Below are 16,718 nucleotides of genomic sequence, written 5' to 3' on the forward strand. Positions count from 1 at the left end.
TCCCCATGGCACCGTCCTGGAACCGCATCGCCCACCGCTCCACCGGCCCGACCGATTCGACCGGCCTCGCCGGCCTCGCGAACCTCGCGGACCTCGCGGACAGCAGGCGCATCCTGCTCACCACCTACGGGCCCGACGCCGCCCCGCACCGCCGACTCTGCCGAGTGGTCGCGGACGGAGCCGCGCTCGGGATCGTCCTGGGCGCCGACTCCCCCGAGGCCGACCGCATCCGCCGCTGCCGCGGCGTCCTGGTCCAGGCATGCGACGGCGGCGGCACCCCGACCGGCCCGCAGTGGCGGGCCAGGGCGACGGCGCGCAACGCCGGGCAGACCGTGGACTACCGCATCGCCCTCGTCAACAAGTACGGGCTGGCCGCCGCAGTGGCACTGGCCGTGCACCGCCTGCGCAGCGGGCTCGACGGAACCGTCGGCGTCAGGCTCACCCCGGCCGCCCGTGACTGGCCGCTGCTCGGTCCCACCTGGCGCCCCGGCGCTGCCTACAATCCCAACTGACAGCGGTGGCAACCTTGCTGTCACTCCGTCATGTCACCAGCGCTCCAGCGTCGTTGGCCGGGTGCACGTCCCCGTCGACTCGTCGCCGGGCCAGTTGCCCGGCCGCGAACGCGAGGGTGATCCGGTGGGCCCGCCTCCGACTCCCGGTGCAGTTCGACACCGGTGGAGTGGATCACTCCCCCCGGAGCTGACGACCACGTCCGGACCGGTGAGGTAGCGCCCAGCCAGGGACTCGATCGCGTGCTCGGACCGCTTACACCGTGACCGTCCGGCGGGCCCGGAATCTGTTAGCTCAGAACTCGATCAAATGTTGTGACAACGGACTGAAGCGTGGGCACGCTGACCACACGACAGCACGGAACGGCTCGGCAACCAGCCGGGCAGGTCAGCACACCACCGGGGGAAACACATGTCCAGCGAGTACATTCCGATCGTCTTCATCGGATTTGTCGTCCTGCTGCTGATCGTCAGCATCGTCAGGGGCGCGGCGGCCCGGTCCAACCGGTACTCCAGCAGCCGCAGCGACGCGGACCTGCCGCCGTACCTGGCGGACGGATCCCTCCCCGACCAGCCCGACACCACCTCGCACGGAGGCAGCCACCACCACCGCGGGCACCACCACAGCGGCCACGACGCCGGCAGCTTCGGCGGAGGCCACCACAGCGGCGGGCACCACGGTGGCGGCCACGACGCCGGCAGCTTCGGTGGGGGTCACCACAGCGGCGGGCATGACGCCGGTGGCTTCAGCGGCGGCCACCACGGCTGACCTCACGTCCGTGGGGCACCTCGCGACCCGGAGCAGGCCGGATCGCAGCCCCTGTCACCCCGGCTCGCCGCCGGCTGGGGCGGCTGCGCGGCGCAGCCCCCGGATCGGGGGGATCGCGAACAGCGCCGCGCAGCCCGCCATGCAGGCGCCGGCCGATACCAGCAGCAGCCGGGCCGGGGAAACCAGCGCGATGGCCGGCCCGGCCAGGATCTGTCCGAGCGCGATGCCGGACACCGAGCCGGCCAGCTCGTACGCGGAGACCCGGTTGAGCACCGCAGGCGGGGTGTGGGTCTGCACGCTGGTCGCCCACATCACCGACCAGAACGCCAGCGCCCCGCCGCCGAGGACGTGGCTCGCCAGCAGCACCGGCAGGTCGGCGCCCAGTGCCACGGCCAGCGGCAGCGCGGTGTAGAGCGCCATCGCCACCGTGCCGGCCGCCAGCGGCCGAGCCGGGCGCAGCCGCAGCGCCAGCAGCCCGCCGAGCACCGTCCCGACGCCGAGGAAGGAGACCGCCAGGCCGTAGGCGTCCGGGCCGAGCCGGGCCCCGACCAGCACCGAGCTCAGCGGGACCAGCGGGCCGAAGACCAGCACGCCGTAGACCATCCAGATCAGGATCACCGCCCACATCCAGGTGCGGGAGCGGAACTCGTGCCAGCCCTGGCGCAGGTCGCGGCGAAGCGAACTCCCGCCGGGGGCAGCGGAGTCGAGGCGGGCCGAGCTCCCGGCCAGGGCGCCGGCCGGGGCGAGGCGGATGAGGGCCAGGCACAGTGCGCTGAGCACGAAGGTGCCGGCGTCGATGGCGTACACGGTCCCCGCGCCGGTCAGCGTGATCAGCAGCCCCGCCAGGGCCGGGCCGACCAGTTGGGCCAGCGCGTCGGCCACCTTGAGCGTGGCGTTGGCCCGCTGCGGCTCCCGGGCGACCAGCGGGACCATCCCGTTCACCCCCGGCAGGAACATCGCGACGGCCGCGCCGGCCAGCGCCGCCATGGTCACCAGCAGCCAGAACGGCGGCGGCCCGGTGAAGAACGCGGCGGCCAGCACACCCTGGGTGAGCACCCGGGCGAGGTCCGCGCCGACCATCATCCGCCGCGCGCCCAGCCGGTCGGCGAGTACTCCGCCGAACAGGACCAGCAGGACGAACGTCCCGGTCCAGGTGCCGAGGACAAAGCCGACCCCGGAGATCCCGTAGAGCCCGCCGACCGCGAGCGCGGCGGCCACCGGCATCATCGCGTCGCCGACCAGCGAGACCGTACGGGCGGTGAAGTAGAGCGTGAAGCGCCGGTCCCACAACGGGGGCCGGACGGCCGGACGGTCGCCGGGCGGATCGTTGAGCGGTGAGGACTCGGTCCGAGCCTGGGTGGTGGTCACACACGCCATCCTGGTCTGGACCATTGAGCCACCCCCAGTGTCCTGAACGACATGATGGGGTACTTTCACGCCATGACGTCCCGTTCGCTGCCGAAGCCCCCGACGCCGCACCGGGTGGTGGCCCTGCTGCAGCCCCCGCAGGCGACCTTCCCGCTGGCCTGCGCGGCCGAGGTGTTCGGCGACCACGGCCCGGCGATCCCGGTCCGCTACACGTTCGAGGTCTGCACCGAACGCCCCGGCCCGGTCCGCACCCAGGCCGGCTACGACCTGCTGGTCAGCACGGGCCTGGACGCGCTGGAGCACGCGGACACCGTGCTGGTCCCCGGCTGGCAGCAGTCGGCCGACTCCGAGGTGCCCCCGGCGGTGGTCACGGCGATCCGCGGGGCGCACCGGCGCGGCGCACGGATCGTCAGCCTCTGCTCGGGCGCCTTCGTACTCGCCGCCACCGGACTGCTGGACGGCCGCCGGGCCGCCACCCACTGGGCCGGGGCCGCCGAGCTGGCCGCCCGCTTCCCGAAGGTCCTGGTCGACCCCGGGGTGCTCTACGTGGACCACGGCGACGTCGCCACCAGCGCCGGATCGGCAGCCGGTGTGGACCTCTGCCTGCACCTGGTGCGCGAGGACCAGGGCGCCGCGTACGCGATGCGGATCGCCCGGCAGATGGTGACGGCGCCGCACCGCGAGGGCTGCCAGCTGCAGTACGCCGAACTGCCCACCTCGGGGCCGGTCGCCGACTCGCTGGCCCCGCTGCTGGAGTGGCTGGGCGGGCGGCTGGACCAGCCGATCAGCGTCGCCGAGATGGCGCTCCGCTCGCAGGTCTCGCCCCGCACGCTGACCCGGCGCTTCACCGAGCAGCTGGGCATCAGCCCCGGACGCTGGCTGCTGGACCGGCGGATCGCCGCCACCCGGGCACTGCTGGAGGAGACCGACCTGCCGGTGGAGACCATCGCGCACCGGGTCGGCCTCTCCTCCGCCGTCAACCTGCGCCGACGCTTCCACGAGGCCCTGCGCACCACGCCCGCCGCCTACCGCCGGACCTTCCGCACCTTCCGCGCGGACGAGGCCGGGTAGACCGACTGCGACCTGCGTGGTGGCGGCGACGTCCGACGGACCGTCAGAGGGCCGGCAGACGCTGCTCGGCCGCGCTGTCCCCGAGCGCCCCACCCTACGGTGACGGGACGATCCCGAGGACGGGCAGGCACTCGGCCACGGCGACGAGTTCGATGTCGTCGCGCCGCCGCTTGCTCCACTGGTCGCGGGTGATCCGCCATCGGTTCAGCTCCGCCGACTCGCCGCGGCGGGTGGCCCAGGTGACGCCGTTCGGCAGGTAGCCCACGGCCTCGGAGACCCGGTTCGAGGCGTGGTTGTCGACAAACGCGTCGCTGTTCGCCTCGCGGGCCCCCAAGCCGTCGAAGGCCAGGTGCAGCACGGCCTGCCGCATCTCCCGTCCCAGGCCTCGGCCGCGCAGGCCGGGGCTGAGCCAGGAGAAACTGTCGACCGTTCCGAACGCGGCGAAGTCGGTGCCGATCAGGTCCTGCATGCCCACCGGCTCGTCGTCCACGACCACCACGAAGTAGAGCCGCCAGAAGCCGGCCGTGACCCGGCCCCGGCCGCTCCACACCGCCCGCAGCCAGGCCCACTCGCGCTCCGGCCCCTCCTGGTAGAGCGACATCGGGTCGTCGAAGGGCCAGGGCGGCTCCGTGGCGACGCCCTTGCGGACCGTCGGCAACAGGCGGGTCAGGAGTTCGTCCGTCGCCCCCAGCAAGGACAGCCGGGGCGTGTGCACCTGCACGTTCAGCGGCGGGTACGCGGACGGGGACGAGGCAGTCGACGGCATGGGCGCCACTCTAGAGGCGTGCCCATGCCGCGTGCCCGGCAATATTTCCACGGCCTCCGGCGGCGCAGGAAGCCCGCCTACAGCGAGGACAACACCTCGAAGGGAGCGGTCACGACGAGGCCCTTGACCGCATCGGCGAGCTCCGCGTCGAACGTGATCAGCGCATCGGCCTGGAGCTGGGTCAGCGCGACGTACTCGGCGTCGAGGGTGTCGGGCCAGCCGAGCGTGTCGGCGACCCTCCAGGCGGTGCTCTGGAGGACCCGGTCCCCCAGCAGCCGAATCCGCAGCGCACGCACATGGTCGAGCTGACGGTCCGCGTCCTTCTTGGTCATCTCGCCCTGGCGCACCGCCCGGTAGAGCTGCGTCAGCAGTTGCGAGCGGAGCAGGGTCGGGGCCAGCAGTTGGTGCTCACCGGGGATCGCGGCCCCGTCCCGGGCCAGCCGGAGGGCCACGTCCGGAGTGATCACATACTTCGCCACGGCCAGCCCCTCCCTCGGATCCTACGACGCGTCATCGTACCCGGCCGGGCCGGGCGAACGCGGCCCGGGAGTGGCGATTCATCTGACGTCGGTACGGCCGCTTGCAGAGAATCGTCAGTTCACTGACAGATGACATACGGTTTTTGCTGACTTTTCTCTGAGTCTTGCGTCGCCGTCACGGCTGACTGAAGATGGTGCGGGACACGGGCGCCAGTGCCCCGAACCTGCCTCTGGCCGAACGAATCTGACGACGTTTCGAGGGGACTGCGGTCGATGGCTGAACCGGTAGCGAGGACGGTCCTGGGCGGGGCGCGGATGACGGATCGGATCATCGTGCCGTTCGAGGGCCCCGGCGCCGGCACCGGCGAGCTGACCTGGGGGCAGCGCAAGGTCTGGACGCTGATGCAGCAGGCCGGCACCTCGATGAGCATGGGCGGCGCGGTGCCCGTGACGGACGGCCGGACGGTTCAGGATCTCGCGTCCGAACTGCGCTTCTTCCTGAGCCGCTACGCGTCGATGCGGGCCCGGATCCGGGCCGGTGCGGACGGCGGGCTGGTCCAGGAGGTCGCGGGCGCGGGCCAGGCCGAGCTGGGCATCGTCGACGTCGCCGACGACGGCGACCCGGGCCTGGTCGCCCAGGAGCTGGCGGAGCAGTGGGAGGCAACGCCGTTCGACCACGCCGAGGAGTGGCCGATCCGGATGGCCGCGGTGCGCAGCCGGGGCGCGGTCACCCATGTGGTCGTGATGATCTCGCACGTCGCCACCGACGGCAGCGGAATCGCGGTCATGCTCGGGGAGTTGAGCGAGCGCGACCCGGTCACCGGCGAGCCGAAGAACCCGGCGTCGGCGATGGGCCCGCTGGAGCTGGCGGCGCTGCAGCGCACACCGTCCGGCCAGCGGCAGAACGAGTTCTCGCTGCGCCACTGGGAGCGGCTGCTGCGCGCGGCCGGGCCCCGGCGGTTCGGCCCGCGCGTGGACCGGGGCGAGCCGCGCTACCGGCTGGGATTCTTCGAATCCCGCGCCCTGCACCTGGCGTCCAAGGTGGTCGCGGCCCGGGTCGGCAGCTCCACCTCCTCGGTCCTGCTGGCCGGGTACGCCGTGGCCGTGGCGCGGCTGACCGGTATCACCCCCGCGCTGATCCAGGTGGTCGTCAGCAACCGCTTCCGGCCGGGCCTCGCCGACGTGTCCCACCCGCTCTCCGTGAACGGCCTGTTCATGGTCGACGTCGCGGACGCCTCCTTCGACGAGGTGGTGGACCGCACGACGCGGGCCTCGGCGCTCTGCTCCAAGTACGCGTACTACGACCCGGAACAGCTGGAGGAACTGCGCGCCCGGGTCGACCGCGAGCGGGGCGGGGAGGGGGTCGAACTCTCCTGCCTGTTCAACGACCGCCGGCTCGGCATCGGTCTCGAGTCGCCCGGCCCGGCGGCGCCGCCCCGGGAGGAGCTGGAGGCCGCGCTGGCCGAGAGCACCCTGCGCTGGGGCAGGCCGTTCCCGCAGTACCTCGACAAGCTGATGATCCAGGTCGGGTCCGCCCCGGACACGGTCGAGCTGGAGATCCAGGTGGACACCCACCATGTGTCCGCGGACGAGGTCAACGCGCTCATGCGGGACTTGGAGGCGCTGGTGGTGGAGGCGGCCTACGATCCGACCCTGCCGACCGCTGTCCGGCCGATGCCACCGGAGCCAGCCGGCTCCCCGGAGTGATCGGACCGGAGCGACCGACCCAACGCCCTGCCCCGGCACCGGCGGTCCCGGCTTCATCGCCGGGCACTGCAGCGCGGTTCGGCCGTCCTGCCGGGGACATCGAGCAAGCCCGCCTGACGCCCCGTCCGGACGCCGAGCCGGGTACGACGCCGACCGGCGGGCCGGGCAGCGCACCGGCCGCGCGGCGCCGGGTAGGTGACGACCGGTCCGGTTCCGGATCGCAGACTCGTTGACACCGGCGCCGCGCGCCACTTATACCTCATGGGGGAGAGCGCTCTCTGACCTAAGGCGCCAGGCCCTCCGCCCGGCGAAAAGGAGCTGTCATGGCCCGATCATGCCCAGTCGCGCGCGGCCCTCCGTACCTGGCCCAGCGGACCACTGATGATCGTGGTCGCGGTGCCCGTGCCGATCCCCGCGCCGGACGAGCGCGTCGAGGCCCCCGCACGCACCGCTGTTTCGCCGCTCCTCACCCTGACCAAGCTGGAGTTGCCATGCAGGCCCACTCCTCCGGTGGCACGATCCCCCGGAGTGCTCTGATCCGCCCGGTACACGCCGCACTGCTCTTCCTCGTCGCCCTGAGCCTGGCGATCTGCACGATCGCCGCACCCTCCGCCCATGCCGCCGACACCCTGCTCTCGCAGGGCAAGCCGACCACCGCGTCCTCCACCGAGAACGCCGGGACTCCGGCCGCGAACGCCACCGACGGCAATACCGGGACCCGCTGGTCCAGTGCCTTCTCCGACCCGCAGTGGCTGGAGGTGGACCTCGGCGCAACCGCCACCATCGACAGGGTGGTACTGAACTGGGAGACCGCCTCGGGCAAGGCGTACCAGATCCAGACGTCCAACGACAATGTGAACTGGACCCCGATCTACACCACGACCACCGGCCCCGGCGGCACCGAGACCCTCGCCGTCGCCGGCACCGGCCGCTACGTCCGGATGTACGGCACCGTCCGCAACACCGGCTACGGCTACTCGCTGTGGGAGTTCCAGGTCTACGGGACGACCGGTTCCGGCGGCGGCTGCGGGACCACCAACGCCGCGCTCGGCAAGACCACCACCGCGTCCTCCACCGAGAACGCGGGCACCCCGGCCGCCGACGCCACCGACGGCAACACCGGCACCCGCTGGTCCAGCGCCTTCTCCGACCCGCAGTGGCTGGAGGTCGACCTCGGCAGCAGCCAGTCGGTCTGCCAGGTCGTCCTGAACTGGGAGGCCGCCTACGGCAAGGCGTTCCAGATCCAGACCTCCAACGACAACGCGACCTGGACCCCGATCTACACCACGACCACCGGCACCGGCGGGGTGCAGACCCTGAACGTCACCGGTAGCGGGCGCTACATCCGGGTCTACGGCACCGCGCGCGGAACCGCGTACGGCTACTCGCTGTGGGAGTTCCAGGTCTTCACCGGAAGCCCCGTCGGCGGCAACACCGTCACGGTCACCAGTCCCGGTGCCCAGTCCACGGCCGTGGGCACCGCCACCAGCCTGCAGGTCCACGCCACCGACTCCGCAGCCGGGCAGACGCTGACCTACAGCGCCACCGGCCTGCCGACCGGACTGTCGATCAACGCGTCGACCGGCCTGATCTCCGGCAGCCCCAGCGCGGCCGGCACCTTCAACCCCACCGTGACCGCCACCGACACCACCAACGCCACCGGATCCGCCGCGTTCACCTGGACGGTGACCAGCGTCGGAGCCGGCTGCACCCAGCCGAGCAACCCGAACTTCGGCCCCAACGTCGACATCTTCGACCCGAGCATGTCGAGCGCGTCCATCCAGGCGACGCTGGACTCGGTCTTCAACACCCAGAAGGCCAACCAGTTCGGCACCCAGCGCTACGCCCTGCTGTTCAAGCCGGGCACCTACAGCAACACCGCCAACATCGGCTACTACACCTCGATCCAGGGCCTGGGGCAGAACCCCGACGACGTCACCATCAACGGCGACGTCACCGTGGACGCCTTCAACGCCTCGGACGCGGGCAACGCCACCCAGAACTTCTGGCGCTCGGCCGAGAACCTGGCCGTCAACCCGTCCGCGGGCAACACCCGTTGGGCCGTCGCCCAGGCCGGTCCTTTCCGCCGGATGGACATCCACGGCGGACTGCAGGTCTACCCGGCCAGCTACGGCTACGCGAGCGGCGGCTACATCGCCGACTCCAAGGTCTCCGGGCAGGCGTCGAGCGTGTCCCAGCAGCAGTGGTACTCGCAGGACAGCAGCTTCGGCAGCTGGAGCGGCTCGGTGTGGAACATGGTGTTCTCCGGGGTGACCGGCGCACCCGCGCAGAGCTTCCCCACTCCCCCGATGACCACCCTGGCCACCACCCCGACCTCGCGTGACGTGCCGTACCTGTACGTCGACTCGACCGGGGCCTACCGGGTGTTCCTGCCGTCGCTGCGCACCAACGCCTCGGGTCCCAGCTGGGCGAACGGGCCGACCCCCGGAACCTCGCTGCCGATCAGCCAGTTCTTCGTGGCGACCCCGTCCAACACCGCGGCTCAGATGAACGCGGCGCTGGCGCAGGGCTGCAGCCTGTTCCTCACTCCCGGCGTCTACAACATCGACCAGACGCTCAATGTGAACAACCCCAACACCGTCGTCCTGGGCACCGGGTTCCCGACCCTCATCCCGACCGGCGGCGTCAACACCATGCAGGTCGGCGATGTCGACGGAGTCCGGATCAACGGCGTGCTGTTCGACGCCGGGACCACCAACTCCGCGGCGCTGCTGACCGTCGGCACCCAGGGCTCGGCGACCAGCCACGCGGCCAACCCGATCTCGGTCCAGGACGTGTTCTTCCGGATCGGCGGCGACATCGCAGGCAAGGCCACCAACAGCCTGATCGTCAACGCCAACAACACGCTGGTGAACGACATCTGGGCCTGGCGCGCGGACCACGGCAACGGCGGCACGGTCGGCTGGACCGTGAACACCGCCGACACCGGACTGATCGTCAACGGCAACAACGTGCTGGCGACCGGACTGTTCGTCGAGCACTACCAGAAGAACGAGGTGGTGTGGAACGGCCAGGGCGGCGAGACCATCTTCCTGCAGAACGAGATGCCCTACGACCCGCCGAACCAGGCGGCCTGGATGAACGGCTCGTCCAACGGCTACGCCGCCTACGTGGTGTCGCCCGGCGTCACCTCGCACCAGGCCTACGGGCTCGGCAGCTACTGCTACTTCAACGTCAATCCGGCGGTGGTGTCGGACCACGCCTTCGAAGCCCCGAACGTGGCGGGGGTCAACTTCCACGACCTGCTCACCGTGTCCCTGGGCGGGGTCGGCGTGATATCGCACGTGATCAACCAGACGGGAGGTGCGACCCCGTCCAACACCACGCCGTCGAACGTCGTCAGCTACCCGTGACCGACCGCTCTCGATCTCGACTGATCCGCTGAACCGTCAGGGCAGGTCCCCCGGCAACGGAGGGCCTGCCCTGACCCGAAAGTCAGGTGACGTACGGGGCCCGACCGTCGAGAATCCACCCGTGGCCACCATGAACGCGGAGCAGACCGGACATACCGCACGTGCCGGACGGGCCCTCGGCGCGATTCCGCCAACGGTGCTGGTGCTGCTGGGCATCGTCAGCGTTCAGATGGGCTCGGCCCTGGCCAAGCACCTGTTCAGCGAGGTGGGCAGCTTCGGGACCGTCGCACTGCGCCTGTTCTTCGCGGCGGTGGTGCTGATGCTGCTGTGGCGGCCGTCCCTGCGTCTGAACCGGTCCACCTGGACGGTGGTGCTCGGCTACGGCGTCACGCTGGGCGTGATGAACCTGTGCTTCTACCTGGCGCTGTCCCGGCTCCCGTTGGGCATCGCGGTCACCATCGAGTTCCTCGGGCCGCTGGCCGTGGCCCTGGCCGGGTCGAGGCGATGGCTGGACGCCGTCTGGGCCCTGCTCGCGGCGGGCGGTGTGCTCCTGCTGATGGAGGGGCGCGGCGACCTCAACCTGGTCGGCGCTCTGTTCGCCCTCGCCGCGGGAACCTGCTGGGGCCTGTACATCCTGGTCGGCGCGGCACTGGGCCGCCACACCACCGAGGGAAACGGCCTGGCCCTGGGGATGGCCGTCGCGGCCCTGGTGGTGGTGCCCTTCGGCGTGGCCGACAGCGGAACGGCACTGCTGCAGCCGTGGGTCCTGCTGGCGGGGCTCGGCCTGGCCCTGCTGTCGTCGGTGATCCCGTACTCGCTGGATCTGGAGGCACTGCGCAGGATCCCGCCGCAGGTGTTCGGCATCCTGATGAGCCTCGAACCGGCGATGGCCGCACTCATCGGCCTCGTCGTCCTCCAGGAGTCGCTGCGCTGGTCGCAGTGGATCGCGGTGCTGTGCGTGGTCGCCGCCTCGGCGGGCGCCACCCGCGGCGCCCGGCCCGACGCCTGACCCCCGTGTTCCGCGAACAGCTTCGCCAGGCTTCGCCGGCTAGCGCCGGCGTCCGCGCCCGCCCTGTCGGCTGCCCTGGTCCTTGCTCGGCCGCCTGCCCTTGGCCTTGCCGCTGGATTTGCCCGGTGCCCCCTGAACCGGACGCCCCTGCCAGTCGGTGTCGGCGTCCTTCGACAGGCTCGCCGCATGCGTGAGCGCGTGCCGGACCAGCAGGGACAGTTCGCGCTGGGAGTCCGCCGAACGAAGCCCGCTCTGCCAGGGGCAGACCGAGTACCAGCCCTGGCCCGGATCCGTCAGCGGCGCCCACGGCGCTGCGGGCTCCAGGAGTTCGGGCGGTGCTTCGGGAAGGCGCACCACCAGGATGCCCGTTCCGCGGGCGGCGACCGCGGCGATGCCCTTGGCGGCCAGCACCGGTACCCCGAAGGTCGCCAGCACCGGCCAGTGGGGAGCGAGGTCCTCGAGTCTCTCGATGAGATCGGGGTGGGTGTGCAGCTGCCACCCCTCGTAGGCGTAGGTGCCCCGCTCCTCCGGAACGCCCTGCTCCCGCAACAGGTCGAGCAGCACCGTGTTCTGAGGCAGGTCCGGCAGCAGCGTCATGCCCGTACACGCTACGCGCCGGGCAGCGGCGGGGGCAGTTCCTGCCGCTACTCCTCCGGCCCGGAAAACGGGATGACAGCCCGCAGGCGCAGTGCGTAGCGTCGGCTGAATGTACGTGGAACCCCCCTCCCTCGCCTGGCGACCGCTCACCACCGGGGACGCGAAGGCGTCGGCCGACCTGCTCAACGCCATCGAGGCCGTCGACAGGACCGGCGAGAACTACGACGAGGAGGACACCCTCCAGGAGTTGACCGACCCCTACGGTGACCTGGAGCGCGCCAGCCTCGGCGCCTTCGACGGCGAGCTGATGGTCGGCTACATGAAGACCACCTACCGCCCGTTCGCGGAGGACGTCCATCGGATGCTCGTGGACGGCGGGGTCCACCCGGACTACCGCCGCCGGGGTGTCGGCACCGCGCTCATGGAAGCCGGAGTCGCGGCGGCGAAGGCCCTGCACGCGCTGCACCACCCGGCGCTGAAGCTCGTGGTCGACGTCGAGAAGGCCGACCACGTCGCCGGCGTGGCCGAACTCTTCCGCGCCCAGGGCTTCGCACCGGCCCGCTACTACCAGCACATGGGGCACCCCCTCGGCGAGGCGATCCCCGACCCGGCGATCCCCGACGGGCTGCGGGTCGAGCCCTGGTCGGAGGCGAACGACGAGGAGTTCCTGATGATCCGGAACGAGTCGTTCAAGGACCACTGGGGTTCTGAGCCGATACCCCTGGACGCCTGGAAGAACAGGATCACCAACCAGTCGTTCCAGCCCGGGGTCAGCTTCCTGCTCCGGGACGCGGTGAACGGGGCCCCGGCGGGGATGCTGGTGACCATGTCCTGGGAGGCCGACACCGCGGCCACCGGTGTGCGCAGCGCGCACTTCATGATCATCGGGACGCTCCGGGACTACCGGAAGCGCGGCATCGCCGGCGGGCTGCTCGGGCACGCCCTGCGCAGCGCCGCCGAGCAGGGCTTCGGGAAGGCCAACCTGCTGGTGGACTCCGCGAACCCCAGTGGGGCGTTCAGGCTCTACGAGAAGGCCGGGTTCGCACCCGAGGTGCGGTACGTGCGCTGGGCGCTGGAGGTCTGAGGCCCTCGGAGTCTGGGGCGTGCGGGCCGCGGCCGGGAAAGTTCGACCGGCGGGGCAGTCGGACTCCCTTCCGCACCCGTCTTTACGGGGGACAAGGGAGGGCACACATTGAACGCCGACGAGGAACGCGAGTTCCGAGAGTTCGTGGCGGCACGGTCGAAATCGCTGCTGCACACGGCCTACCTGCTGACCGGGGACTGGGAGCAGGGCCGCGACCTGCTGCAGACCGCGCTCGCGTCCACCGCCCGGCGCTGGTCGCAACTGCGCGATCGGCAGCAGCCGGAGACCTATGTGCGCCGGGCGATCTACCACGCCCAGGTGGACCGTTTCCGACTGCTCAGCTGGGGACGGGAGACCGTCACCGACACCCTGCCTGACCAGCCGTCCGCGCACGCCGTCGACTGGGCGGACACCGTGGTCCAGCGGCAGGACATCATGGCCGCGCTGCGGCAGTTGCCCAAACGCCAGCGCGCGGTGATCGTGCTGCGCTACTTCGAGGACCGGCCGGACCCTGAGATCGCCACGATCCTCGGTGTCACCCAGGGGACGGTGCGCAGCCAGACCCACAAGGCCCTGACCTCCCTCCGCGCCGCCTTCGCCGAGGCCGGGCCCTCGGCCAGCCCCTCCACCCCCGCTGCCTCCGGAAGGGGCGCCGTCGCATGAACGACTCGACCGAACACCCGCTGCACGAAGCGCTGCTGCACGATGCCCTGCACGCCCACGTCCGGGAGACCGGGGACGAAACCGCCGCTCCCTACCTGATCGGCCTGGCCGACGGTGCCCTGCGGGTCGCCCGGCGGCGGCAGCGGATGGCCCGCGCCGGGGTCGGCGTCGTGGTCGCCGCCGTGGTCGCCACCGCCGGGGTCGCCGTCGCGGACGGCGCGACCCGGCACGTGCACCTGGTGCAGCCCGCCGCGGGGGGCACCGGCAGGACCGAGAAGGCCGCCCGGCTCTCCCTGCTGCCGGTCACCTCCGTCACGCTCCACGCCTGCGCCCGCGGCAGCGGCGGTTACACCCTGCGGGAGAACACGCCCCCCACCACGATGTGCGTCCACGTCGACCCGGCGAAGGGCATGACCGACATCCGTGCCACCTCCGCCAAGGCGGACAACAGCGGCCCGAGCGGCTTCTGGGAGGTCGACCTGACCCTCGGCCCCGCCGACAGGACCCGCCTGGCCGCCCTCACCGCCACCGCCGCCGCGGCCACGAGCCCGCGCAACGAAGTCGCCGTCGTCATCGACGGCAAGCTGTTTTCCGCGCCCTCCGTATCGGCCACGCTCACCGGCGGCCGCTTCTCCCTCGCCGGCAACCTCACCAGCGCCTCGGCCCACGACCTCGCCCTCCGCCTGGGAACCGGCAAGTAGCCCGCAGCCGCCGGCCGGGCCTCAGTCCTGGACGATGCGGTAGATGCCGTAGATCACCCCGGGGATGTGCCCGAGGAGCTGGAGCAGCAGCGCCCACAGCACCCGCAGGCTCGGCCCTTCCTTGATCAGCACGGCGAGGAAAGGAAAGAAGAAGCACAGGATGATGAGCAGCGTCTTGACCATGGAACAGCCCCTTTGCGGATGACGGAGACACGGTGATCAGAACTCTCGACTACCCCCGTCCCGCCACCGCACCCGTGGTGCCGACACCTACCGCGATTCGCCCGGCCGCCGTCACCCGGCCCGGGTGATCCCGTCGCGGATCAGCGTGACGACTGCCTGGGTGTCGGTCAGACCAGGCAGTGTCGCGTCCGCGCCGGCCTGCCGCAGGTCGTCCTCGCTGGACTCGCCGGACGCCACCCCGACAGCTGCCGCACCCGCGGTGTGCGCTGCCTCGATGTCCGACGGGGTATCGCCGATGACGAGCAGCTCACCCATGCCGTAGGCCGGGCCCTCACTTTCGGTGGCGCGCTTGTAGGCGGCGCGGACGAGATCAGCGCGATCGTCCGAGTCCTCCGCGTACCCGCCGAGGTCGAAGTCGATGTGCCGGTCCAGGCCGAACACGGCGAGCTTCGTCTGCGCGACCCGGCGGACATTGCCGGACACCACCGTCTGCCGCACTCCGTCCAGCCTGGCGACGGCACCAAGCGCCAGGGCGGCCCCCGGCAGTGCTCGGCCGCGCTCGCGCAGCTCCACTGCGCGCTGCAGGTACCCCTCGGCGAGTGCGTAGGCGTAGTCCTCAAACGCATAGTCAGCCGTGTGCAGGCCGTGGAGCTTCAGAGATTCGGCGAGGATCGCCCGCTCGGTGCGACCGGACACACGCGGGTGATACTGCTGGGGCCTCCCGGTGACCCTTTGGAACGCCTGCCGGGAGATCTCGCTGCCCACCCCGCCGGACGCGATGAGTGTGTGGTCCACGTCCCACAGCACGAGCTTGAACCCAGACATGCCAACCCCCTCATCCGGTCGAACACCCACCCTGTCACATGGATCAGCAGATCGGAGACACTGCGTCACCAACGCCCCTACCCTGGCTGTTCCGGGCTGTTACCAAGAAACGGAGACGCCCATGGACCTACCCATCGGCGACCGCATCCGCCACTACCGCGGCCCGCGCCGCCAGGACGTCGTGGCCGGGCTCGTCGGGATCTCCGTCGACTACTACTCGCAGATCGAGCGGGGCCTGCGCATCCCGACAATCGGCGTTCTGCACCAGATCGCCCGTGAGCTCGGTGTGCCCACCGCTGCCCTCCTCGCCGAGACCACCGTCTCCGCGGCGAAGCCCTCGGACACGGCCGCCCCAGCGATTGCCCGAGCTCTCATGGGATGCGGCCCTGCACCCAACACCAGGCCGGTCGAACCCCGACTGCTGCGCGAGCGGGTGGAGTCTGCATGGCGCTCCTGGCAGTCCTCGCCGACGCGCTTCACGGACGCTGCCGAGGTACTGCCCGCGCTGATCGCCGACGTCGAGCACGCGGACCACGCGCACCGCACGGACGCGGACCCCGGCGAGCGCCGGGAGGTGCTGCGGATCGCTGCCGACATGTACTTCCTGTTGCGTTCATACCTGCGCCGAACCGGACGGGTGGACCTGTCGATGATGGCGGCGGACCGTGCGATGCGCGCCGCCGAGGACGCCGACGACCCGTTGCGGATCGCCGCCGCCCAATGGAATCTCGGGCACGTTCTGCTGGCTGCCGGTGACGCGGACGGAGCAGAGCAGACCGCAGTCCGGGGCGCCGAGCAGCTCCAACCGCAGGTGGCGAACGGGGATGTCCGGTTCGCGGCGATGCAGGGCGCGCTGCACCTGGTTTCGGTCGTGGCCTGTGCGCGGCGCAGGGACTGGTGGACGGCCCGCGACCGGTTGCTGGAGGTGGCGGCACCAGCAGCGAGGCGGGCCGGTGAGGGCAACATCATGTGGACGGTCTTCGGGCCGACGAACGTGGCCTTGCATCTGGTGAGCATCGAGATGGAGGCGGGCGAGGCGGCCGATGCGCTGCGGCGTGCCGACAGCATCGACATGAGCTGGATGCCCTCCTTGGAGCGCTCGTTCACGCACTTGATCGAGGTCGCACGCTGCTACGACCTGCGCCGTGAAGATGCCGCCGTGCTCCTGCAGCTCCTGCAGGCCGAGGAAGTGGCGCCGGAGGACATGGTGCGCACTGCGGCGGCCCGGGACATGACGGTGGGCCTGATGCGCCGGGCTCGGGCCACGCACGCACGCCAGGCCGAGGCACTGGCCGGGCGCATGGGCTTGCTCTGATCCGTGCTGTGAGCACGGCCGTGCTCACAGCACGGTCAGTTGCAGCTGGCCCTCCGTAACGTCGCATTCAGACAGTTATGGAATGGGGGTTCGTTGTGCCACAGGCCCAGAAGCAGGTGACGCAGCAGTACAGCGACGGGCAGCTCCACGAACGCGCATGCATCGTCTGCGGCCGGGACGACGGCAGGCTGAGCCCCGACGGTCACGTGACGACCGAGGAACGACCGGGCCACCCGCTGGTCTGGGCCGTTGTCGTCTGCGCCGAGCACGCTGGCGACCGGTCATGACGGCGGATGCC

16 protein-coding genes are annotated in these 16,718 nt (G+C 71.3%); 10 read left to right on the top strand and 6 right to left on the bottom strand.

Features of this window, described 5'->3' with window-relative positions; translation table 11 throughout:
* Positions 1 to 5: 5 nt before the first annotated feature.
* Positions 6 to 512: a PPOX class F420-dependent oxidoreductase gene (locus ACEZDG_RS05645; RefSeq protein ID WP_380503191.1), complete on the top strand. Its 507-nt coding sequence runs from the start codon at positions 6 to 8 to the stop codon at positions 510 to 512.
* A gap of 409 nt (positions 513 to 921) precedes the next feature.
* A complete protein-coding gene (locus tag ACEZDG_RS05650) occupies positions 922 to 1,278 on the top strand; it encodes a hypothetical protein (protein WP_380503194.1) in 357 nt (118 codons plus the stop codon).
* A gap of 54 nt (positions 1,279 to 1,332) precedes the next feature.
* Here ACEZDG_RS05650 and ACEZDG_RS05655 read toward each other — a convergent pair whose 3' ends face one another.
* On the bottom strand, positions 1,333 to 2,655 hold the full coding sequence (locus ACEZDG_RS05655) for an MFS transporter (protein ID WP_380503846.1): 1,323 nt from the start codon (positions 2,653 to 2,655) through the stop codon (positions 1,333 to 1,335).
* Positions 2,656 to 2,718: 63 nt separating this feature from the next.
* On the opposite strand from ACEZDG_RS05655, the gene ACEZDG_RS05660 reads away from it, so the two are divergent.
* The gene (locus ACEZDG_RS05660; protein WP_380503197.1) at positions 2,719 to 3,717 is read left to right on the top strand and encodes a GlxA family transcriptional regulator; all 999 of its coding nucleotides are present in this window, start codon (positions 2,719 to 2,721) and stop codon (positions 3,715 to 3,717) included.
* A gap of 94 nt (positions 3,718 to 3,811) precedes the next feature.
* On the opposite strand, the gene ACEZDG_RS05665 is transcribed toward ACEZDG_RS05660, so the two are convergent.
* Together ACEZDG_RS05665 and ACEZDG_RS05670 are read right to left on the bottom strand one after the other, a co-directional pair.
* Positions 3,812 to 4,483, bottom strand: a complete 672-nt coding sequence (locus tag ACEZDG_RS05665) for a GNAT family N-acetyltransferase (protein WP_380503200.1) — start codon at positions 4,481 to 4,483, stop codon at positions 3,812 to 3,814.
* A gap of 77 nt (positions 4,484 to 4,560) precedes the next feature.
* Positions 4,561 to 4,962, bottom strand: coding sequence for a type II toxin-antitoxin system VapC family toxin (locus tag ACEZDG_RS05670; protein ID WP_380503203.1), 402 nt, complete (start codon positions 4,960 to 4,962; stop codon positions 4,561 to 4,563).
* Between the two features lie 273 nt (positions 4,963 to 5,235).
* Here ACEZDG_RS05670 and ACEZDG_RS05675 point away from each other — a divergent pair, with 273 nt between their 5' ends.
* The 3 genes from ACEZDG_RS05675 (at position 5,236) to ACEZDG_RS05685 (ending at position 11,052) form a co-directional block, all read left to right on the top strand.
* Positions 5,236 to 6,669, top strand: coding sequence for a condensation domain-containing protein (locus ACEZDG_RS05675; RefSeq protein WP_380503206.1), 1,434 nt, complete (start codon positions 5,236 to 5,238; stop codon positions 6,667 to 6,669).
* Between the two features lie 491 nt (positions 6,670 to 7,160).
* Positions 7,161 to 10,043 carry a galactose-binding domain-containing protein gene (locus ACEZDG_RS05680; protein WP_380503210.1) on the top strand — a complete coding sequence of 961 codons (2,883 nt, stop codon included), beginning with the start codon at positions 7,161 to 7,163 and terminating at the stop codon, positions 10,041 to 10,043.
* 130 nt (positions 10,044 to 10,173) lie between these two features.
* Positions 10,174 to 11,052, top strand: a complete 879-nt coding sequence (locus tag ACEZDG_RS05685) for an EamA family transporter (protein ID WP_380503849.1) — start codon at positions 10,174 to 10,176, stop codon at positions 11,050 to 11,052.
* Positions 11,053 to 11,091: 39 nt separating this feature from the next.
* Here ACEZDG_RS05685 and ACEZDG_RS05690 read toward each other — a convergent pair whose 3' ends face one another.
* Complete coding sequence (locus ACEZDG_RS05690) at positions 11,092 to 11,649, bottom strand: hypothetical protein (protein WP_380503213.1); 558 nt, start codon at positions 11,647 to 11,649, stop codon at positions 11,092 to 11,094.
* A gap of 109 nt (positions 11,650 to 11,758) precedes the next feature.
* On the opposite strand from ACEZDG_RS05690, the gene ACEZDG_RS05695 reads away from it, so the two are divergent.
* From ACEZDG_RS05695 to ACEZDG_RS05705, 3 genes are all read left to right on the top strand, one after another.
* Entirely contained in the window at positions 11,759 to 12,733 is a 975-nt protein-coding gene (locus ACEZDG_RS05695; RefSeq protein WP_380503216.1) for a GNAT family N-acetyltransferase, read from the top strand.
* A 108-nt stretch (positions 12,734 to 12,841) separates the two neighbouring features.
* Positions 12,842 to 13,396, top strand: a complete 555-nt coding sequence (locus tag ACEZDG_RS05700) for a SigE family RNA polymerase sigma factor (RefSeq protein WP_380503219.1) — start codon at positions 12,842 to 12,844, stop codon at positions 13,394 to 13,396.
* Positions 13,393 to 14,097, top strand: coding sequence for a SecDF P1 head subdomain-containing protein (locus ACEZDG_RS05705; RefSeq protein WP_380503222.1), 705 nt, complete (start codon positions 13,393 to 13,395; stop codon positions 14,095 to 14,097). Before ACEZDG_RS05700 ends, ACEZDG_RS05705 begins: the two co-directional genes overlap by 4 nt.
* A 21-nt stretch (positions 14,098 to 14,118) precedes the next feature.
* On the opposite strand, the gene ACEZDG_RS05710 is transcribed toward ACEZDG_RS05705, so the two are convergent.
* The gene (locus tag ACEZDG_RS05710; RefSeq protein WP_380503225.1) at positions 14,119 to 14,280 is read right to left on the bottom strand and encodes a YqaE/Pmp3 family membrane protein; all 162 of its coding nucleotides are present in this window, start codon (positions 14,278 to 14,280) and stop codon (positions 14,119 to 14,121) included.
* A 111-nt stretch (positions 14,281 to 14,391) separates the two neighbouring features.
* On the bottom strand, positions 14,392 to 15,105 hold the full coding sequence (locus ACEZDG_RS05715; RefSeq protein ID WP_380503228.1) for an HAD family hydrolase: 714 nt from the start codon (positions 15,103 to 15,105) through the stop codon (positions 14,392 to 14,394).
* 121 nt (positions 15,106 to 15,226) lie between these two features.
* On the opposite strand from ACEZDG_RS05715, the gene ACEZDG_RS05720 reads away from it, so the two are divergent.
* Positions 15,227 to 16,420, top strand: a complete 1,194-nt coding sequence (locus tag ACEZDG_RS05720; RefSeq protein ID WP_380503231.1) for a helix-turn-helix domain-containing protein — start codon at positions 15,227 to 15,229, stop codon at positions 16,418 to 16,420.
* The last annotated feature ends 298 nt before the right edge of the window (positions 16,421 to 16,718 follow it).

Origin of the sequence: Streptacidiphilus alkalitolerans (assembly GCF_042511045.1) — a bacterium.
Taxonomy (GTDB): Bacteria; Actinomycetota; Actinomycetes; order Streptomycetales; family Streptomycetaceae; genus Streptacidiphilus; species Streptacidiphilus alkalitolerans.

Excerpts from the sequence above, each read along its gene's own strand:
- ACEZDG_RS05645 (WP_380503191.1), top strand. The coding sequence starts at position 6 with ATGGCACCGTCCTGGAACCGCATCGCCCACCGCTCCACCGGCCCGACC.
- ACEZDG_RS05650 (WP_380503194.1), top strand. The coding sequence starts at position 922 with ATGTCCAGCGAGTACATTCCGATCGTCTTCATCGGATTTGTCGTCCTG.
- ACEZDG_RS05655 (WP_380503846.1), bottom strand. The coding sequence starts at position 2,655 with ATGGCGTGTGTGACCACCACCCAGGCTCGGACCGAGTCCTCACCGCTC.
- ACEZDG_RS05660 (WP_380503197.1), top strand. The coding sequence starts at position 2,719 with ATGACGTCCCGTTCGCTGCCGAAGCCCCCGACGCCGCACCGGGTGGTG.
- ACEZDG_RS05665 (WP_380503200.1), bottom strand. The coding sequence starts at position 4,483 with ATGCCGTCGACTGCCTCGTCCCCGTCCGCGTACCCGCCGCTGAACGTG.
- ACEZDG_RS05675 (WP_380503206.1), top strand. The coding sequence starts at position 5,236 with ATGGCTGAACCGGTAGCGAGGACGGTCCTGGGCGGGGCGCGGATGACG.
- ACEZDG_RS05680 (WP_380503210.1), top strand. The coding sequence starts at position 7,161 with ATGCAGGCCCACTCCTCCGGTGGCACGATCCCCCGGAGTGCTCTGATC.
- ACEZDG_RS05685 (WP_380503849.1), top strand. The coding sequence starts at position 10,174 with ATGAACGCGGAGCAGACCGGACATACCGCACGTGCCGGACGGGCCCTC.
- ACEZDG_RS05690 (WP_380503213.1), bottom strand. The coding sequence starts at position 11,649 with ATGACGCTGCTGCCGGACCTGCCTCAGAACACGGTGCTGCTCGACCTG.
- ACEZDG_RS05695 (WP_380503216.1), top strand. The coding sequence starts at position 11,759 with ATGTACGTGGAACCCCCCTCCCTCGCCTGGCGACCGCTCACCACCGGG.
- ACEZDG_RS05705 (WP_380503222.1), top strand. The coding sequence starts at position 13,393 with ATGAACGACTCGACCGAACACCCGCTGCACGAAGCGCTGCTGCACGAT.
- ACEZDG_RS05710 (WP_380503225.1), bottom strand. The coding sequence starts at position 14,280 with ATGGTCAAGACGCTGCTCATCATCCTGTGCTTCTTCTTTCCTTTCCTC.
- ACEZDG_RS05715 (WP_380503228.1), bottom strand. The coding sequence starts at position 15,105 with ATGTCTGGGTTCAAGCTCGTGCTGTGGGACGTGGACCACACACTCATC.
- ACEZDG_RS05720 (WP_380503231.1), top strand. The coding sequence starts at position 15,227 with ATGGACCTACCCATCGGCGACCGCATCCGCCACTACCGCGGCCCGCGC.